This is a genomic window from Vibrio hibernica (assembly GCF_015223435.1).
In the GTDB taxonomy this organism is placed as follows: Bacteria; Pseudomonadota; Gammaproteobacteria; order Enterobacterales; family Vibrionaceae; genus Vibrio; species Vibrio hibernica.
In genome coordinates this window covers 12638-31608 of record NZ_VHKO01000034.1, presented here as the reverse complement: position 1 = coordinate 31608, position 18971 = coordinate 12638, and the positions used below count along the sequence as shown (strand labels likewise).

Below are 18971 nucleotides of genomic sequence, written 5' to 3'. Positions count from 1 at the left end.
TATTCACCAAGACAAATTATTTTCTAAGGATCTTTTTTAGCTATTGACTGATCCTGCCAGTATGCCAAGTTAGAGCTATTACCCTATCGCTCTAGCTTTAATGAATTTAAACAGCATAAATATCACTGAAATAGTTGAGCAAACTAAAACTCAGTTACAAGAAGATAAAACACTCTCGCCAGCGTTGAAGATGTCTATTGAACTCATTCTTGTTGTCGTTGTTATGCTAGCTAGTAAATTAGGACTTAATAGTCAAAATAGTAGCATTCCTCCATCAAAAGATATCAACCGTACAAAGCCAACGAGAGAGAAGTCAGAAAAATCAGCTGGCAGACAAAAAGGCCGAGTAGGTAAAACGCTGACTCAAACAGAAACACCTGATGAGGTACAAGTCATTTTAGTTGACCGAGATTTTTTACCTAAAGGTCACTATCGTGAGGTGGGTTTTCAAAAGCGATAAGTCGTCGATATAGATATCAGTAAAGTGGTGACCGAATACCAGGCTCAAATCCTTGAGAATGAGCAAGGGAAGCGGTTTGTTGGTGCATTCCCCCAAGGTGTTAACGGTCCTATTCAATATGGTGTTGGTGTGAAAGCCCATGCGGTTTACTTATCACAATATCAATTACTCCCTTATAACCGCATTGAAGAATACTTTAGTGACCAACTAGGTATTCCGATCAGTGCCGGCAGTTTATTTAACTTTAATGAACAAGCAGCGGCACTGGTAAAGTCATCGGGCGCAGAAGGTATCATCAAAGCGGCATTACAAAGCCCGCATCAAACTTTGCATGTTGATGAGACTGGCATTAATATCGGCGGTAAACGGCGATGGCTTCATGGTGCATCAACGACTTGGTGGACTTATTTTTATCCTCATGAAAAAAGAGGAAAAATAGCGATGGATGAGGCCGGTATTTTACCGCACTTTACCGGTGTGCTATGTCATGACCATTGGAAGCCATATTATCAATATACCCAATGCCAACATGCATTATGTAATGCTCACCACATCCGAGAATTAGAAAGGGCTTGGGAGCAAGACGGCATGCAATGGGCGAAGGATATGCAAACCTTACTTAAAGAAATGAATAAAGCTCAAATAGATAATCCCGACCTAGATAAAGGGGCTAAACAGAAATATCGTGAGCAATATCAAAAAATATTGCTTCAAGGTGACGCTAAATGTCCACCACCAGATAAAAGTAGCCGAGTGAAAGGTCAGCGAGGCCGATTAAAGCGAACCAAATCCCGCGCATTATTGGAACGACTAAGAGATTATCAAGATGATGTTTTACGTTTCATGATGAGCACTGGCGTGCCATTTACCAACAACCAAGGCGAGAATGATATTAGGATGACCAAGGTTCATCAAAAAATATCGGGGTGTTTTAGAAGTAAGCAAGGAGCTGAAATGTTCTGCTTGCTGAGAAGCTATTTATCGACTTGCAGAAAACAATATGTATCTGCAAGCCTAGCCCTTGAGTTATTATTCAAAAATCAGCTGCCTGATATATTCATTTCAGATGAGTCTGAATAGTTACAAATTATCCAATAAAAAACGAGCTACTTGAGCTCGTTTTTTTGTGTATCTGAAATGGTATTAATCGACTAATTTCATTTCTTGAATAATATCAGAAGCAATTTCTGGTTTAGTGCTGGTTGGCGTTGCATGCAGTTCTGCTTTTAATTGACCTTTACGGTTTTTCAGTCCGGTTTCTAGTTTTTTAACGGCTGCTGCAATGGCTGGGTACATCACTTTATCTTCAGATTTTGCTGAAATACGCACACCTTCATAGTTTGAGAACGTTTCTACATGATGCTCATTATGCTGCTTGGTGATAATAATGTCGCAGCTGATTAAATCAGGAAAGTGAGAAGCTATTTTTTCGAATTTACTTTCGATTTCCGCACGAGAATCATCACTGACGGATACATGGTGAGTTTGAATATTTACTTTCATATGCAATACCTTCTGTTGAACGCCCTAAATAATTTATGGCGATGTTCTAGATCAATCTCTATTTCCAACCTAACAAACTTTTTGTCGTTAAGCAAAGCCACATAATTAGTTTAGTGATAAATAAACTGCTTTGCTTTTTCTTTGAGCAACAATTGATTTTTTAGTTCCTCAAAGAAAGAGTATATAACAACAGAAAACGGCCATTGTGAGCCGATAGTCGTCTCTTTGTCATATATTTTAAATTATTGTAACTTAATGTTCCGATAACATTTTTTTACTTTGATAGATTTCTTTCCTACGGCGTTTTTCGGCTCTTGCCATAATGAACCAAGTGGTAAACGTAAATAAAGACACGCACAGCAAAATAATACTCGCGATAGCATTTATCTCAGGCTTTACTCCTAAACGTACGGAAGAAAATATTTCCATTGGTAGCGTTGTTGCTCCTGGTCCGGATACAAAGCTGGCGAGGACTAAATCATCTAGCGATAGTGCAAACGCCATCATGCCACCAGCAACCAAAGATGGCGTGATCATCGGAATGGTAATTTGAAAAAATACTTTCCAAGGTTTAGCCCCTAAATCCATTGCCGCTTCTTCCATCGAAATATCAAGTTCACGCAAGCGAGAAGACACCAAAATGGCTACATACGAACTCGTAAACGTGGTGTGAGCAATCCAAATGGTCATCATGCCTCGTTCAATTGGCCAACCGATAAGGTTATTCATGGCCACAAAAAGCAATAATAAAGATAAACCGGTGATCACTTCTGGCATAACCAATGGTGCGGTTACCAATCCACCAAATAGGGTTTTTCCATAAAAGCGTGGAATACGAGTAAGGACAAATGCGGCCATTGTGCCTAATGCTACTGCTGAAATTGCAGTATAAAAGGCAATCTCGAGTGAGCGAAATACCGCGCCCATTAATTGAGTGTTTTCCCAAAGTGAGCTGTACCATTTTATTGACCATCCACCCCAAACCGTCACCAATTTGGATGAGTTAAATGAGTAAATAACCATGATCACTAAAGGCAAATAGATGAAGACTAAGCCTAAAATCAACATGATATTGGCAAAACCAAAACGTTTCATTGCGGTTCCTTTGAATGCGAAATACTTAACCTTCAAGCTCTTTTGCTTGAGTACGGTTAAAGAAAATAATTGGGATCATTAATACGACGAGCATGATCACGGCTAGTGCTGCGGCTACTGGCCAGTCTCGGTTGTTAAAGAATTCTTGCCATAACACTTTACCGATCATTAATGTATCCGGGCCACCAAGCAGTTCAGGGATCACAAATTCACCCACCACAGGAATAAATACCAACATACAACCTGCAATAATCCCGCCTTTAGATAACGGAACGGTTACTTGCCAAAAGGTTGAAATATTGCGACAACCTAAGTCAGATGCTGCTTCTAATAAGCTTTGATCGTGCTTAGTTAAGTTGGCATAAAGCGGCAATACCATAAAAGGTAAATACGAATACACAATTCCGATGTACACCGCTAAATCGGTATTGAGAATGTGTAAAGGCTCACTAATCAAACCTATATGTTGTAAAAAACCATTTAATAAACCGTTATTGCTTAAAATTCCCATCCAAGCGTAAACTCGGATTAAAATTGCTGTCCACGTTGGCATCATGATTAACAATAATAAAATGGTCTGCGTTTCTTTTTTTGCCTTTGAAATTGCATAGGCCATAGGGTAGCCAATCAGCAAACATGCAATGGTGCTGATCAGTGCCATTTTCAAAGAGCTTAAATAAGCGGCAAGATATAATTCATCATCGCTCAGTAGCAAATAATTCCCCATATTGAGCAAAATGGTAAGCTGATCATCAGCCCAACTCACCAACTCTGTATAGGGTGGAATGGCAACGTCAGCTTCAGAAAAACTGATTTTCAGTACGATAATAAAGGGCAATAAAAAGAAGATAAACAGCCAAAAGAAGGGAATTCCGATGACAAGTTTACGGCCAATTTTTTTATCAAGCTGCTTTAGGTTTAAAATTGTCATTGCAGTACCACACCGCTGTCATCTTCCCAATATAAATAGACCTTATCTTCCCACGTTGGGCGTTTACCGTGGCGTTCAGCGTTGGCGATAAAGGCTTGCACAATTTTTCCCGATGGCAACTGAATGTGATACACGGATGAACCACCAAGATAAGCGATGTCGTATACTGTTCCGGTTGTCCAGTTAAAGTCTGGATGTTCTAGGTCATCAGACAGACGAGTGCTCATTAATAACTTTTCAGGGCGTAATGCATAAGCCACTTTCTTGTTTTCAGCTTGCGAGCTGATCCCGTGTCCTACATAAATCGGTTGTGATAAATCGACACAAGCAATCGTGGCGTGATCTTGTGCATCTTCCACCAACATGCCATCAAATAAATTGACGTTGCCGATAAATTCGCACACCAAACGGTTCACTGGGGTTTCGTAAATATCCATCGGGCTACCGATCTGTTCAATACAGCCTAAATGCATGATTGCTACACGTTGCGCCATCGTCATTGCTTCTTCTTGATCATGTGTGACCATGACGCACGTTACCCCCACACGCTCGATGATTTCGACCAGCTCTAATTGCATTTGAGAGCGCAGTTTTTTATCGAGTGCGCCCATTGGTTCATCTAACAACAACAGTTTTGGACGCTTGGCTAAAGAACGAGCCAAAGCCACGCGCTGACGTTGACCACCTGACAATTGATGTGGTTTACGTTTAGCGTATTGAGTCATATGAACCAGTTTTAGCATTTCATCGACACGTGCTTTAATTTCATCTTTTGGCAGTGAATCTTGCTTCAAGCCAAAGGCAATATTTTGTTCTACGTTCATGTGTGGAAACAATGCGTATGATTGGAACATCATATTAATTGGGCGATCATAAGGCGCCATGTCGGTGATATCGACGCCATCTAGAATGATTCGACCTTCGGTTGGTTTCTCAAAGCCCGCTAACATGCGTAATAAGGTCGATTTACCCGATCCTGAACCACCTAGCAGAGCAAATATTTCACCCTTATTAATACTAATAGAGACATTATCGACGGCTAATGTATCGTCAAATTGTTTACTAACACGATCAATCTTAATTAGGATTTCTTTTGGTTTTGACTGACGTTCAAGGGCTTTTTTATAGGCGCTGGAGATAACCATGCGTAACTCTCACTATAACTTTGATTATTTGGGAATATGTTTAATAAAAAAGGCGTCCACTGTCGGACGCCTTTTTCGCTGTTACCCAAATTGCTGGGTAAATGCTTTAGGCTTTATCGACCTGTCTTTATCTTGGTCCAAGTACGTGTCATTACACGTTGTGTCTTGGATGGTAAATCGCTAATGGTATAAATATTTTTGAGTGTCGCGTCATTAGGATAAATCCCCAAATTATTACGCAGCTCATCTTTTACCAGTGGTGTCGCTGCTTGGTTACCATTGGCAGCACTCACTTCGTTGGTAATATTAGCAATGACTTCAGGTTTCATTAGATAATTCAAAAACATATGCGCCGCTTTTACGTTCGTCGCATCGGCTGGAATTGCCATCATGTCAAAGTAGCTGCCTGCTCCTTCTTTCGGGATCACATATTCAATATGATTACCGTTATTGGCTTCATTAGCACGAGCTTGAGCGATAAATAGGTCATTCGAATAACCAACCGCAACACAGATATCACCATTGGCTAAATCTGAAATATATTTAGATGAATGGAAATAACTTACGTTCGGGCGAATCGATAAAAACAGTGCTTCAGCTTGTTTAATGTCATCTGGCTTTTGCGTACCTGTCTCTATATTTAGGTAATTTAATGCCGCTGGTAACATTTCAGTTGGAGAGTCTAAGAATGAAACACCACAGGACTTTAATTTTTCCATGTTTTCTGGTTTAAAGACCAAATCCCAAGAATCAACAGGCGCCGCGTCACCCAGTACTTTTTTCACTTTATCTACGTTGTAAGCAAAGCCAATTGTGCCCCATAGATATGGAATCGCGTATAAATTACCTGGGTCGCTTGGTGACAATGCATTTAATAGCTCAGGATTTAAGTTTTTCCAGTTAGGCAATTGAGAGCGATCTAACTTTTGGAAAACACCTGCGCGAATTTGTTTAGCTAAAAAGTTGTTTGATGGCACCACAACATCATAACCAGAACGACCAGCCAGAAGTTTAGCTTCTAAAACTTCGTTGCTATCGAACACGTCATACACCACTTTAATACCACTTTCTTTTTCGAAATTGGCAATGGTGTCTTCAGCGATATAACTGCTCCAGTTATAAACGTGAAGGACTTGGTCATCTTGAGCCAAAACTTTTGTGGAAGTCAATAATGCAGCGGACGTGAATAATGTTGTCACCGCAATGGATGCGGCTAACAGCGTTTTTTTCAAAGACATGGTTTTACCCTAAAAAAGCGATCAAAAAGATCGGGTTGCAAAGCACACCAACCTCTAACTTAACGCCAGCATTCCTTCTGGTGGGGGATAACTGATTTGGGTCAGGTTGAACATAAATTAAACTAAGATTTATTTATGCAATATAAACAAATCCTAAAAAATTGAAGATTCAATATGACGTTTTCTGAGTGGGGTGCATGAAGGGAATATTCACCCATACTCTTAGATTTGCAACCTACGCCCATTAACCTTGCGTTAACGATTAGCGGCACTTAAATGGTTTGTGACTAAAGGGTTAAAGTCAGTAACTTGAGTGCGGTGGTTGGTACTTTCTTGCGAAGAACAAAGCGATGATAAATTGAAAATTTAAATAGTAAATCAGAATAAATTTATGGTTTCGACAAATTTTTTTTATTGTGTTGAATGGATAATAACTGAATGGAAATAATGCACTTATTGGATGTTAATGGATAAATATGTTGTAGTGTTAATAGGTTGTTTGTCTTGAATAAATGATCATTCTGAAAAAGGAAAATGAATGTTTGTTACTAAATACTATATCGCAGGAAGTCTGTTTTTTTATCTTCTGGCGCTGCTTTGTCCTAACTTTTGGCTATCGATTCCATTGGCTTGGGTTGCGTTATCATTGTCGGTTGTCAGTATCGCTTATTTATGTAATTTCCCTCATCTATTCCGTAAAAAACCCAATGGCGTGATCCCAAATGGTATCCAACTTATTTTGGCGCCTTTCTTAATTGGGGCTCATTATTATAATTATTGGGCACGTCATCATGATTCAGTGGCACCGATCCAACGGATTGATCCTCAGTTGTATCTTGCGCGGCGTTTATTTACCAAAGATTTAGAAGAGTTAAAGGCACAAGGTATCGGCAGTATTTTAGATATGACTGCTGAGTTTCATGGTTTAGAAAGCAGTAAAGCGAAGCGAGAGTTTCAGTATTTCAACTTACCAGTGCTTGATCATAAAGTCCCGTCAAAACGGCAGTTATTAAAAGCCTTAGATTGGATTGATGTTCAATTGGCGGATTCTAAAAAAGTGGTGGTGCATTGTGCGCTTGGTCGTGGGCGCTCTGTCTTCGTGTTAGCCGCTTATTTATTGCGTCGTTACCCGCAGATGAATATCGTTGATGTGATGAAGAAAATTCAATCTATCCGTAGCACCGCTAACCTTAATAAGGAGCAAATGGGTATGTTACAAGAACTTTATAAAGAAAAGGCATTGGTTTCCGAACAAACCGTGTGGGTGATCGTCAATCCTGTTTCTGGTGGTGGGAAGTGGGAGCGATTTAAAGACGAAATATTAGAGAAGATCAAAGAGAAATATAAAGTAGAACTAAGAGAAACCACACCCGATATTTCGGCAACCGATCTGACTAAAGAAGCGATCCAGGCGAATGCTCACATGATCATCGCGGGCGGCGGCGATGGCACCGTGACAGAAGTGGCAAGCCAAATTATTCATACCGATATTGTATTGGGTATTCTCCCTCTTGGTACTGCTAATGCTTTGTGTCATGTGCTTTATGGTATTGAGAATAAAATCATCCCGATTGAAACGGCTTGTGGCGCGATTTTAAATGGCGAGATTACACAAATTGATACAGCCCTTTGCAACCAAGATTTAATGTTGCTGGTGGCTGGAATTGGTTTTGAGCAGCAAATGATTGAATACGCCGAACGAGAAGAAAAAAATAATGATGGCCAAATCGCCTATTTAAAAGGGTTGTGGGGCGCGATATCCAATAATCATACCATTACGATTACGCTAAAATTGGATGATGGTGAGGCAACAGAGCTAGAAGTTAGCAGCTTAGTGATTGCTAATGCTGCTCCATTTACTACCTTACTCGCTCAAGGTGGCGGGGAGCCCGATCTACAAGATGGCATTATGGATATCACCTATATGCCAAGCCATGAAAGCGTCACTGGTCGCTTATTATCATTATCAGAGCTTGCATTATCAGGCTTGTTACCAACTTCTGAGCCAATGGGATTTGTACATAAACAAGCGAAACAGATCCTCGTTTCAAGTGAGGAAAAGTTTAAATACGTTATTGACGGCGAGTTGTATGAAACCGATAAACTGACGATTCGAGTTCAGCCAAGATCGCTTAATGTGATGGTGCCAACGTGGTTTAATAATCAATAGTAGAAGATAGAATAGGGCATTGATAAGGAGTGGAAATACCGATATTTGCTTTTTAGTGAGCAATTAATGGGGTTGTATAACGATCATAAAGATGGGATTTCGATAGTAATTAAAATGTTACCGATTTATGATTCAAACCATTTTTGTATTCCCTTTTTATGAGATATGTCTAACGATGTCTAATCACTCTCCTGCTCTCGGCGCTTCTTGGATGCTGATTGCAGGTTTATCTTTTGCAATAGTCAATAGTATTGCGCAATACATCAGTATTACTTTTTCATTGTCATCCACAACCGTTGCTTTGCTCCAATATGCGATTGCACTGGTGGCGATTCTGCCGTATTTAAAAACCTTGGGTATCCGAAAGTCTTTGTATACCAGACATTTTGGCTGGCATGCTTTTCGGGTGTTTTTATCTGTAATTGGTATCCAACTTTGGTTTTGGGCATTGGCTTATCCTGTGCCGATTTGGCAAGGTATTGCACTGTTGATGACGTCACCTTTATTTGCAACCGTAGGCTCCGGCTTGATATTAAAAGAGAAGGTTGGCTGGGCGCGTTGGATTGCGACTTTAGCCGGTTTTTTGGGCGCGATGATCATTCTAGAGCCTTGGTCTGATGGGTTTAGCTGGGCAACATTACTGCCTGTTGGCGCCGCTTTTTTCTGGGCTTGTTATTCACTAATGGTCAAAAAAATGTCGGTGAATGATTCTCCATCGACGATGGTGGTGTATCTTTTGGTGTTGCTAACACCATTTAATCTCTTTCTTGCATTACCAGAATGGTCAACGCCAACGGGCTGGAGTGTATGGCTGTTGTTGATTGGTGCAGGCGTTATGACCGCGTTAGCGCAATGGGCAATTGTTAAAGCTTACGCTGTTGCTGATGCTTCTTTTGTTCAGCCTTTCGATTTAGCAAAATTGCCATTTAATGTGTTTTTAGGTTGGCTAGTGTTTGGTTGGATCCCAACGGGTAATTTATGGTTTGGCGCGGCGATCATGATGGCATCGATTGTATTTATAACTCAGTGGGAGCGGCGTAAGCTTCATTAACATTGCCATATTCAGCGCAAGTGGTTTAAGTTAATCGCTTGCGTTATCATTTCTATGTAATACCCGATTTCCTTTCATTATTTATGTGATTCAGATCTTTTCTTTTCTATCTTGGTCTCTTTAGTATTCAGCTTCTATTCAATCTAGATCGATATCTTTCTTAAGACTTCTATCTATATGAGGTTTTTATGTCGACACTATTCGCTATTTCATTAACTACCGGTTTACTTTCTGGCGTGTGGGGCTGGGTGGCGATCTCGTTAGGTTTACTTGCTTGGGCGGGTTTTTTGGGGTGCACTAGTTATTTTGCATCCCCGCTACAAGGCTTGAAAGGGCTTGGTGTGAGTTTAGCGACAAATATTGCTGGCGTACTGTGGGCATTGATTATTATTCATGGTTCACAATGGTTTGGTAGCGAGATTGTCGGTTATATATTGACGGGACTCGTGTCCTTTTTTATGTGTATTCAAGCGAAACAATATTGGCTGAATTTTATTCCAGGCACCTTTATTGGTGCCTGTGCCACGTTTGCCGCAGGTGGTGATTGGCAGTTAGTCTTGCCTTCTTTAATGATTGGTGGGGTCTTTGGCTATTTAATGAAAGCAAGTGGGTTATGGTTACAGGCAAGAACTCAAACAAAGTTAGTCGCAACACAGACCCGTTAAGGTCTCTATTTTTATTCAAGATTTTTTAGTCGGACTGTGCACAAGCTACATTTTTGTTCACTTGCCTTAGTTTGTAAGTGCTTTGAACAAAATCTGACGTTTGAATGACATGGTATTCACTCTAATTTGTCATTTTGTCGGTAGTCGAAATCTTACCGAAAAATGGAGTAATAATGGAGTTTACTGAAAATGATAGAGAGGCGTTATATCAAGTCTGGATGTCACATAAAGCGAAGCGTCACCTCACTCAAATGGATATGTCTAAAAAAGTTGGGATCAGCGTTGTTGAATTTTCCAATTTATTACGAGCGAAAGCGCCATTAACATTAGGTTTTATTGCTAAATTTTGCCAAGTGCTTGAGCTTGAGCCTCATAACGTGGTTCCCTCTTTAAAGTTTCAATCTGGCCAAGCCCCGCAACTGGTGTATTTGCAAAATCGTATCATCATTGATGGTGATATTCAGCGCGTTCAAGTAGAAGGCAATCAAGTTATTATTGATTATTGCAGCCAAGTGAATGCGGTTGGTTAATACTTGATATCAAATATTATCGCCCTTAAAATCCGAGTTAAATGAATCGCTTTGCGCCATTGATACATCTTAAACAATATTGATGTCGCTTTAATTTACTGGACCTATTTTTCTTATGTTAAAGCCAATACGAGTTATTGTACCGTTTATAGTCGGCTTATTATTCATGCCGGTATCTATCATGGCAGCCACGACGCAAGTGGGTACGTTTACTTTAGAAAATGGTACTCAAGTTGTGCTAAATGATGATTTTACTTGGGAGTATGTTCTGACTCAAAAGGTGCCCGCTAAGATCACCGCGATGCCAGAAGTTTCAAAACAAGCCGAGTTAACCCAGACTGCTGCAATGACCAAGGGTGTTACTGCTACGACAGGGTCAAAGAGCAACGTTACTGTTGCCACAGAAAATCGCCCTACTCTCGCGGTAACTGAAACATTGACGACTAAGGCGATGACCTCGACCGAGTTACTGGGTAAAACAGCAAAGAATGGCATTGCGGTGTCTTTGGCACAAGCCAAGTGGGATGGCGATAAACTAGGATTAATCTTCACCCTAGAAAGCTCAAATAGTGACAGTATGGTAAGGGTATTGGTTGATGCTCATTTTTATAATGACCAAGGCGTTAAGTTAAACCAGCAAGAATTACCTATTTGGCAGGCCATCAAGCGAATGCCAGAAACTTATTTACGTAAAGGTGACAAGCGCCAATCAAAAGTTATTTGGGTGGAAGGTATTGATAAAAAACAATGGAAAAAACAGCTGCTCATTTTAAAAATTACCGAACTAGACACTTGGTAATATCGAGTAAAGCTGACGTTAATTCAAACCAATATTTTATTATTAGATGACATTAAAAAACCTGCTTTTTATGGCAGGTTTTTTAACTTTCTAATCAACTCTAAATGAAGACATTACGATTTCATTAGAGCTAATTTGTCAGAGGTATTTTTAAAATCCTACGTTCATGCCAACCCAATAACGGCGTCCATCTTCAACATATCCATAGTCATCGTAACTGACGTCTTTATCTAGGATATTGTAAATAGCCGCATTAACTGAAACGTTGGTGGTTAAATGATAACTCACACCCATATCAACAAAAGTATAATCAGGAGCGATTAGGCTACTTGATGAGGGCCCTGTGGTTGGGTTCATTTCTTCACCGTGGTAAGTCACTTTGGTCCAAGCTTCCATATCTTGCGTTGCTTGCCATGATAAGTCACCGCTAAAGAGGTGCTTAGGCAGTTGCACTAAAGGCTGACCTTTGTAAGCACCACTTTTTTGCTCAGAGTCATTGAAGGTGTAACTGGCATTGAAGAACCAATCATCTCCTAAAGGTAAACCAAGAGTGGCTTCTACGCCTCGAGTCGTCGCTTCATCAACGTTTATTTTTTGAGTTGCGTCGCTACCAAAACGATTAACTGGTCCACAGGTTGGGCAAGCTACGCGGGTGATCTTATCTTTAAAATCGTTGTTAAATAACGTTAAGCTTGAGCTTAAGCCAAAATCAGATTGGTAGTTTAAGCTGATCTCGGTATTAACGGAGGTTTCCGGTTTCAAATCAGGGTTACCGTAGATATCCCCACCCCCACTTATTTGCGCCCAGCCTTCAGATGTTTCTCTTAATGATGGAGCTCGATAACCCGTGGAGACCCCACCTTTTAATACTAAGTTTGAGGCTAAGCTCCATACTCCGTATGCGCGTGGACTAATATGAGTGCCATAATTTTCATCATCGTCTACACGTGCACCTACGGTTAAACTAAAGCTGTCTACAATATCCCATTGATCTTCTAGGAAGAAAGCGTAACGGTTATTGCTGAGGGTGTTGAGATCGGATGCTGTATTAGTACTATCATCAACAAGGTGTGAATATTGATATTCGAAACCAGACGTTAAAGTATGCGAAGCAATAGGGGTGACCAAGCTGGATTTAAATACGGTATTTTGGCTATCAATTTTACGTGAAGTGTTGTCAGAGTTTTCATATTGAAGATAGGTGTTCGATTGCCCGATAATGCCCCAATTACCGTCGTAGGTTAAGGCATAATTTTTACGGCTATATTCGTTGAGGCTATCAATATTGGGTTTTCCTTTACGATCTAGTATTGGAACCGACTGACCCACTTTACCCGCTCGGGACTGCTCTGATATCCCGGCTTCCAGTGATATTTGATGGTCATCATTAATGCTATAAATCAGCTTAGAGTTAACGCTGTTTAGCTCTTTATTCTCGTAACCATTAGGGATTTTATCCTCATCACGGACCACGGTTTGACCGTTAAGTTGTAATGCTAAATTGTCACTTAATGGGCCCGTTACAAAGAAATTAGCAGTCCGTTCGTCACCAGAGTCACGGTTTTCTTGGATGGTGGTACCAAGTTGAACATTCCCTGTCCATTGTTTGGCATCTTTACGTGTAATGACGTTAATAACCCCGCCAATCGCATCCGAACCATATAATGTAGACATCGGGCCACGGATAACTTCAATACGCTCAATTGCTTCAATTGGAGGTAGCCATCCTTGTTCGATACCTGGTCCATCACTGTTAGGGCGAGTTTCACGCGAAGACTGGCGTTTTCCATCCACTAAAATCAAAGTATAAGCCGAGCCCATGCCACGAATACTGATGTCAGTAGTATCACCGCCACCCGTGATGGTGACACCCGGTACACTACGCAAAGCATCGGTGACATCTCGATAATATCGGTTTTCGAGTTGCTCTCTGGTCACTACGCTAATACTGGCAGGTGCAGTTATCTCTGATTGCGCATGACCTGAGGCGGTAACCACCATGGTTTCTAAACTTGCAGCTTGTGAATTGGTTTTTTTGGTCGTGCTCTGATCTATCGCAGTTTGCTCTTCGGCAAAACTAGCACCAGAGAACGCGATGAGTAATGAACCCGTCAAAAATGAAAGACGGTAAGTCGAAGTAGACATTTCCATTTCCTTGAATGATAATAATTCTTAAAATCATTTGCAATTATTCATATATTTGAATGATTGACTAGCTAAATAAGCGGAACAGAGCGTTCCAAAAATGGGATTTGAATTAGAAATGAATGACTTACATAGCATCAAGGCATTTAATGCATTGTGTCAGCACCATAGCGTGACCGCTGCCGCATTATCATTAAATCAGCCAAAATCTACAGTTAGTCGACGTTTAGCTCAGTTAGAAGATGATTTAGGTCAGACATTATTTATTAAAAAAGGCAACAAATTAGTCATTACTCGAGCCGGAGAAGTGTTTGCCAACTATTGCTTACAATTTTTGTATTTAGCTGAAGAAAGTAAAAATGCGCTACAGGCTCTTAATCAAACAGTGGCTGGAGATATCAAACTGATGTGTTCCCCTAGCCTTATTCGGAGTTGGCTAGGCTCACAACTCAATGATTTTTTGAACGATAATGAAGAAGTAAGCATTCACTTACAATCTGAACAACGGGAAGACCATTGTTCTCAACCACCCGATTTAATTCTCAGTGTTGGGGAGTTGGCGTTGACTGGATCGTGGCACAAGTTAGTGTTGGGTGAGTGGCAATACGGTATTTACGCTGCGCCAAGTTACTTAAAACGATTTACTGTTCTTGAGCATCCATGGCAATTGACTCAACATGCGTGGGTGCCATCTGAATCCACATTGGATAATAAAATTACATTGAATAAAGGTTCGGAAAGTTATGATGTGATCCCCAGAACCTGCCGCTTAATCAGTGATAGTTTGCCGCTGCAAATTGATTCAATAGCTCAAGGTTTAGGCGTAGGTCTTTTGCCTAAATGGACTGCAAAAAAATATGGCAACGCTCATCCAGGGCAAATCCAAGAATGTTTACCGCAATGGCAAGGGAAACCTATGTTAATTGTATGCTATTGCGCGGTGGGGGTTTTGCCATTACGAGTTCAGCGTTTACTTGAAATACTGCAACAGAACGTTCCAATGGAGTGGAAGCCAAGTTCGGATTTTAATAAAGTGACACCGCTGCCGAGCTACCAACAAATATTGAATGGATTAACAACAAGATAGAGTGAGATCGCTTCAGATTGATGAAGTGAGCTCACTCGCTTTTGATGTTAAGCGTAATACAGGCATACGCGCTTGTTATCTACTTCAATCACATTAAACGGCGTTTCGTATATTTCTCCCAGCACTTTGGCATCAATCACTTGCTCAACTTGACCTTTAGCGACAATCTTGCCTTTTTTGAGCGCAATAATGGTATCAGCGTAGCAAGAAGCAAAATTAATATCATGGATCACGATCACCACTGCTTTATTGAGCTCGTGCGCCAATCCCTTAATGGTGGCCATGATCTGTAATGAATGCTTAATATCGAGATTATTCAACGGTTCATCTAAAAATACATAATCAGTATCTTGCGCGATTACCATGGCGATAAAAGCCAATTGACGTTGACCACCGCTGAGTTCATCCAAATATTTATGCTCAATTGTCGTGAGATCCAAATAAGAAATGGCTTGATCGATGATGTGATTATCGTCAGCGGTTAAATTTCCTTGGCAATAAGGAAAACGTCCAAAAGATATCAATTCACGTACGGTAAAACGCAGTGTAAGTCCATTAGCTTGGCGTAGAACCGATAAACGTTTCGCCAGCGCTTTGGTATCCCAATCAACTAATTCTTGCCCATCAATCCATACTTCGCCTTCATCGCGATTAAGTAATCGTCCTGCCATCGATAATAAGGTACTTTTCCCCGCGCCATTAGGGCCAATAATTGCCGTCACTTGGCCTTTCTGGAATTGGGCACTGGCTTGCTCAACCACTAACTGTTGACCAAATTTTTTGGTTAAATTTTTCAGTTCAATCATTGTGAATACACCATTAAGTTACTTTATTACGCAGGAGTAAGGTTAAGAAATAAAGGCCGCCGACGAAATTGATGATGACGCTCAAGGTCGTTTCAAATCCGAACGCTTTTTCTACCAACCATTGTCCACTAAGTAGCGTACACACCGACATCAGCGAACAGCCAATCAATAAATATCGGTGCTGATATGAGCGAAACCACTCACGGGTTAAGTTGGTGATTAAAAGGCCAAAGAACATGATTGGGCCAATTAGTGCTGTTGAAATCGCGATTAACACAGAAGATAACAGCAGTACTGTTCGGGTGGTGCGCTTAATATCAACCCCTAAGCTGGTGGCATTATCTTGATCGAGTAAATACACATCTAAGGTGCGGTGTAATCGAAATAGATAAATGGTGACGACAACTAATATGGGAATAGTCCAATAGACTAAATCAGTATGGATGTTATTAAAACTGGCAAACATATTGGCTTGTACTGTGGCGAATTCATCGGGATCCATCATCATTATGAAAAAAGAGGAGAGGCTTTGAAACAATTGTCCGAAGATCACACCCAGCAGTAACAATGAAATAATATTGCTGGATGAATAACGAAAGTACAGCACAAATAACAACAACGAAAATGCCAACATGAACAGTACGGAAACAGTGAAATTCACAAAGGCATTCATAATGAAAATACTAAAACTACCAAATAGAGCAACGACTAACACTTGCACTAATAAGTACAAAGAATCAAAGCCCATAATACTCGGAGTTAAAATGCGATTGTTGGTGATGGTTTGGAAGCAAAATGACGACATTCCAATTGCAAAGCCACCAATGATTATGGCGGCTACTTTTGGGATCCGACGAGACAAGAAATATTCATAATTATCGGCGGTTAAACCATAACCAATAAATAAGCCTGCAAACAGTAATGAGAGAGTGACCATCATCAGGATCTTGGTTTTATCCGTCACGCTTCATTCCTTTTAAAATCAGAAAAATAAACACACCACCGCCTAATAAGCTGATCACCATCGAAATAGGGACCTCGTATGGGAAGATGATTAACCGACCCGCCAAATCACAGAGCAGCACTAGAATGCCACCTAGCATGGCGGTACGAGGGATATTTTTTCGTAGGTTGTCACCATAGAATCGATTGACAAGATTAGGGACAATTAAGCCAAGAAAGGGCAGTTGTCCGACAATCATCACCACCGAGGCGGACATGATCGACACCAATGCGACCCCAAGTGTTAAAACGTGTTGATAATTCAAGCCTAAATTCACTGCAAAGTCTTTACCCATACCAACAGCGGAGATACGAGCGGCGTAGAGAAAACTGATAATCATCACCGGCAGTGCAATATAAAGCAGCTCATAATTACCGGCTAAAATGTTGGCAAAATTGGCAACAGTCCAGCCTGAAAGGTTTTGCACCGCATCGTATTTGTAGGCAATAAACATCGCCATAGAAGACACAATATTGCCAAAAATAATACCTATTAGTGGTACAAAAACGACATTCTTAAATTGAATCCGTTGAATTAATTGCACAAAACACCAAGTGCCAAACATGGCAGTGGAGAAGATCAACCACAGCTGTTCACCATTGCCAAAAATCACTAAGCTCAACACAAAGCCAAGCATGGCACACTCTATGGTGCCGGAAGTTGAAGGCGCGGCGAATCGGTTTTGGCTAATCTGCTGCATAATTAAGCCTGCAATACTCAAGCCACCACCGGCCAGTAAAATAGCGAATAAGCGAGGGATCCTGCTGGTCATAAAAAGTTGCCAAGTGGTGGCATCACCCTGCATTAAGGTTGTAAGTGAGACATCGCCTACGCCGATAAAGAGTGATGCTAAGCTCAGTAAGATTAACGTAATAAACAGGCTATGTTTTTGTAAACTATGTATTAGCCAATCACTTTTTTGTAAGTGATGTTTTGTGAGTAATCGAGTCAAATCAACCTCTAAACCCATGCTGAATGAAAGTGAGGATTTTCATTATGTTGGGTATGATTTTATGTTGTTCAGCCTGAACGATGAAAAGCCACAGCGTAATTGCTGTAGCTTCAATCGGTTAGCCATTTTTATGATGGTTCAATGGCATTAATTAGTTTTGGTTAACGCTTCGATATCTTGGATCATCGTGCCAGTTGCGGTGATGCCTGAACCCGCTACATACCAAGCCGGAATATCGAGATACACCATACGTTGGTTTTTATAAGCATCAGTCGATTTGACTAAATCGTTTTCGAAGTCTTGGCGAGTCGTACTTTTTTCTTTGTTAACCAGTTTATCGCGATCAAGGATCAATAGGGTTGATGGGTTTTCTTGCGCGACTAACTCGTAAGAAACCAGATTACCATGCCCACCAGTACGACCCGATTTGTTGGCTTTTTCAGGCGCGATTGCCATCGTTGGTTTAAATCCAAAATCTTGATAAAGCACAGCAAAACGAGAGCCTTCTCCAAAAGAAGTGATATTGCCACCAGAGCTCATTAACATTAATGCATCTACATCATGGCTTTGGTTATAAGCTTTAATTTTATTAAAACGTTGATTATAGGCGGTGATTTTTTCGTTCACGAGTTGGTCTTTATCAAAAATAGTGCCAAGGTCATGCCAAATTTTTTGCGTGCCTTGCCAATAATCGGTGCCATTTGGAACAGTAAAAACATAAGTCGGCGCAATTTTAGAAAGTTCATCAAAATGTTTAGAACTGCGCGAACCAACAATGATTAAATCCGGTTTTTGACTATAAATGGCTTCAAAATCAGGTTCGAAAATAGTACCGACTGATGGGTAATCTTTGCTGCCGTATTGAGATAAATAATCAGGAAACGCCGCTATTTTGGATACCGCGACTGGTTTTATTCCTAAGGCATCAACCGCATCAATTGCACCTATACCAATGACAACCACACGTTGTGGTTCGGTTTCAAGCGTGGTTTTACCCATTAAATGTTCAAGTGTGATTGTTTTAGCAAAAGCTGAAGTACTGGCGGCTGTGATTGCGAGCACGGAAAGCAGCGTCATAAGCGTTGGACGTTTCATGATTTCTCCACATAGTAATGAGAATTGTTATTGTTGCGATTACTATATTGTTTTTGATGAACAAATCAATCTTTCAAATGTAAAGATAGAAAAAGATTGATAGAAATCATGAAAATAGAGAAATAGACTGACGAGGTGGTCATTACGAGGCTAGATCAACAAGCCTCGCGGAGATTTTTTAGGGGGAGGGCGAACTATTTAAGTTTAGATGAGATTTCTAATGCATGGCAGCGTTTTTCTTGATCGTCATTTATACATTTAGTTCTATCGGATTACGCAAAAAAGCCACGTTTATC

At 40.6% G+C, this 18971-nt stretch carries 16 protein-coding genes and 1 pseudogene; 7 read left to right on the top strand and 10 right to left on the bottom strand.

Going from position 1 to position 18971, the window contains the following annotated elements; translation table 11 throughout:
* Positions 1-100: 100 nt before the first annotated feature.
* A pseudogene (gene tnpC, locus FH976_RS11530) lies at positions 101-1540 on the top strand (IS66 family transposase).
* Between the two features lie 63 nt (positions 1541-1603).
* On the opposite strand, the gene hpf reads toward tnpC, so the two are convergent.
* The 5 genes from hpf to FH976_RS11505 form a co-directional block, all read right to left on the bottom strand.
* Positions 1604-1963, bottom strand: coding sequence for a ribosome hibernation-promoting factor, HPF/YfiA family (gene hpf / locus FH976_RS11525; RefSeq protein ID WP_194091004.1), 360 nt, complete (start codon positions 1961-1963; stop codon positions 1604-1606).
* Positions 1964-2215: 252 nt separating this feature from the next.
* Positions 2216-3058 (bottom strand): ABC transporter permease subunit, encoded by an 843-nt coding sequence (locus FH976_RS11520; RefSeq protein WP_194091003.1) that lies wholly within the window; start codon positions 3056-3058, stop codon positions 2216-2218.
* 25 nt (positions 3059-3083) lie between these two features.
* Entirely contained in the window at positions 3084-3989 is a 906-nt protein-coding gene (locus FH976_RS11515) for an ABC transporter permease subunit (protein ID WP_194950388.1), read from the bottom strand.
* Entirely contained in the window at positions 3986-5134 is a 1149-nt protein-coding gene (potA, locus tag FH976_RS11510; RefSeq protein WP_194091002.1) for a polyamine ABC transporter ATP-binding protein, read from the bottom strand. Before potA ends, FH976_RS11515 begins: the two co-directional genes overlap by 4 nt.
* A gap of 113 nt (positions 5135-5247) precedes the next feature.
* The gene (locus FH976_RS11505; RefSeq protein WP_194091001.1) at positions 5248-6372 is read right to left on the bottom strand and encodes a polyamine ABC transporter substrate-binding protein; all 1125 of its coding nucleotides are present in this window, start codon (positions 6370-6372) and stop codon (positions 5248-5250) included.
* A gap of 538 nt (positions 6373-6910) precedes the next feature.
* Here FH976_RS11505 and FH976_RS11500 point away from each other — a divergent pair.
* The 5 genes from FH976_RS11500 (at position 6911) to FH976_RS11480 (ending at position 11587) form a co-directional block, all read left to right on the top strand.
* Positions 6911-8542 carry a diacylglycerol kinase family protein gene (locus FH976_RS11500; RefSeq protein WP_194091000.1) on the top strand — a complete coding sequence of 544 codons (1632 nt, stop codon included), beginning with the start codon at positions 6911-6913 and terminating at the stop codon, positions 8540-8542.
* A 175-nt stretch (positions 8543-8717) separates the two neighbouring features.
* A complete protein-coding gene (locus tag FH976_RS11495; protein WP_194090999.1) occupies positions 8718-9593 on the top strand; it encodes a DMT family transporter in 876 nt (291 codons plus the stop codon).
* A 188-nt stretch (positions 9594-9781) separates the two neighbouring features.
* Positions 9782-10258, top strand: coding sequence for a DUF1097 domain-containing protein (locus FH976_RS11490; protein ID WP_194090998.1), 477 nt, complete (start codon positions 9782-9784; stop codon positions 10256-10258).
* A gap of 173 nt (positions 10259-10431) precedes the next feature.
* Positions 10432-10788, top strand: coding sequence for a helix-turn-helix domain-containing protein (locus FH976_RS11485; RefSeq protein WP_194090997.1), 357 nt, complete (start codon positions 10432-10434; stop codon positions 10786-10788).
* 115 nt (positions 10789-10903) lie between these two features.
* A complete protein-coding gene (locus FH976_RS11480) occupies positions 10904-11587 on the top strand; it encodes a DUF3157 family protein (protein WP_194090996.1) in 684 nt (227 codons plus the stop codon).
* Between the two features lie 150 nt (positions 11588-11737).
* Here FH976_RS11480 and FH976_RS11475 read toward each other — a convergent pair whose 3' ends face one another.
* Positions 11738-13732, bottom strand: coding sequence for a ligand-gated channel protein (locus FH976_RS11475; RefSeq protein ID WP_194090995.1), 1995 nt, complete (start codon positions 13730-13732; stop codon positions 11738-11740).
* 100 nt (positions 13733-13832) lie between these two features.
* Here FH976_RS11475 and FH976_RS11470 point away from each other — a divergent pair, with 100 nt between their 5' ends.
* The gene (locus tag FH976_RS11470) at positions 13833-14819 is read left to right on the top strand and encodes a LysR family transcriptional regulator (protein WP_194090994.1); all 987 of its coding nucleotides are present in this window, start codon (positions 13833-13835) and stop codon (positions 14817-14819) included.
* Between the two features lie 47 nt (positions 14820-14866).
* Here the strand turns inward: FH976_RS11470 and vctC are convergent, their stop codons facing one another.
* The 4 genes from vctC to FH976_RS11450 form a co-directional block, all read right to left on the bottom strand.
* The gene (gene vctC / locus FH976_RS11465; RefSeq protein WP_194090993.1) at positions 14867-15625 is read right to left on the bottom strand and encodes an iron chelate ABC transporter ATP-binding protein VctC; all 759 of its coding nucleotides are present in this window, start codon (positions 15623-15625) and stop codon (positions 14867-14869) included.
* Positions 15626-15638: 13 nt separating this feature from the next.
* Positions 15639-16589 (bottom strand): iron chelate uptake ABC transporter family permease subunit, encoded by a 951-nt coding sequence (locus FH976_RS11460; protein WP_194090992.1) that lies wholly within the window; start codon positions 16587-16589, stop codon positions 15639-15641.
* Positions 16579-17508, bottom strand: coding sequence for an iron chelate uptake ABC transporter permease subunit VctD (vctD, locus tag FH976_RS11455; protein WP_228767417.1), 930 nt, complete (start codon positions 17506-17508; stop codon positions 16579-16581). The genes FH976_RS11460 and vctD overlap by 11 nt, the downstream gene beginning before the upstream one ends.
* Positions 17509-17727: 219 nt before the next feature.
* Complete coding sequence (locus FH976_RS11450; protein WP_194090990.1) at positions 17728-18675, bottom strand: siderophore ABC transporter substrate-binding protein; 948 nt, start codon at positions 18673-18675, stop codon at positions 17728-17730.
* Positions 18676-18971 lie beyond the last annotated feature (296 nt).

Coding starts and splice junctions, on each gene's coding strand:
- potA (WP_194091002.1), bottom strand. CDS start 5,134: ATGGTTATCTCCAGCGCCTATAAAAAAGCCCTTGAACGTCAGTCAAAA.
- vctC (WP_194090993.1), bottom strand. CDS start 15,625: ATGATTGAACTGAAAAATTTAACCAAAAAATTTGGTCAACAGTTAGTG.
- FH976_RS11450 (WP_194090990.1), bottom strand. CDS start 18,675: ATGAAACGTCCAACGCTTATGACGCTGCTTTCCGTGCTCGCAATCACA.
- hpf (WP_194091004.1), bottom strand. CDS start 1,963: ATGAAAGTAAATATTCAAACTCACCATGTATCCGTCAGTGATGATTCT.
- FH976_RS11505 (WP_194091001.1), bottom strand. CDS start 6,372: ATGTCTTTGAAAAAAACGCTGTTAGCCGCATCCATTGCGGTGACAACA.
- FH976_RS11495 (WP_194090999.1), top strand. CDS start 8,718: ATGTCTAATCACTCTCCTGCTCTCGGCGCTTCTTGGATGCTGATTGCA.
- FH976_RS11480 (WP_194090996.1), top strand. CDS start 10,904: ATGTTAAAGCCAATACGAGTTATTGTACCGTTTATAGTCGGCTTATTA.
- FH976_RS11490 (WP_194090998.1), top strand. CDS start 9,782: ATGTCGACACTATTCGCTATTTCATTAACTACCGGTTTACTTTCTGGC.
- FH976_RS11485 (WP_194090997.1), top strand. CDS start 10,432: ATGGAGTTTACTGAAAATGATAGAGAGGCGTTATATCAAGTCTGGATG.
- FH976_RS11475 (WP_194090995.1), bottom strand. CDS start 13,732: ATGTCTACTTCGACTTACCGTCTTTCATTTTTGACGGGTTCATTACTC.
- FH976_RS11500 (WP_194091000.1), top strand. CDS start 6,911: ATGTTTGTTACTAAATACTATATCGCAGGAAGTCTGTTTTTTTATCTT.
- FH976_RS11520 (WP_194091003.1), bottom strand. CDS start 3,058: ATGAAACGTTTTGGTTTTGCCAATATCATGTTGATTTTAGGCTTAGTC.
- FH976_RS11515 (WP_194950388.1), bottom strand. CDS start 3,989: ATGACAATTTTAAACCTAAAGCAGCTTGATAAAAAAATTGGCCGTAAA.
- FH976_RS11470 (WP_194090994.1), top strand. CDS start 13,833: ATGGGATTTGAATTAGAAATGAATGACTTACATAGCATCAAGGCATTT.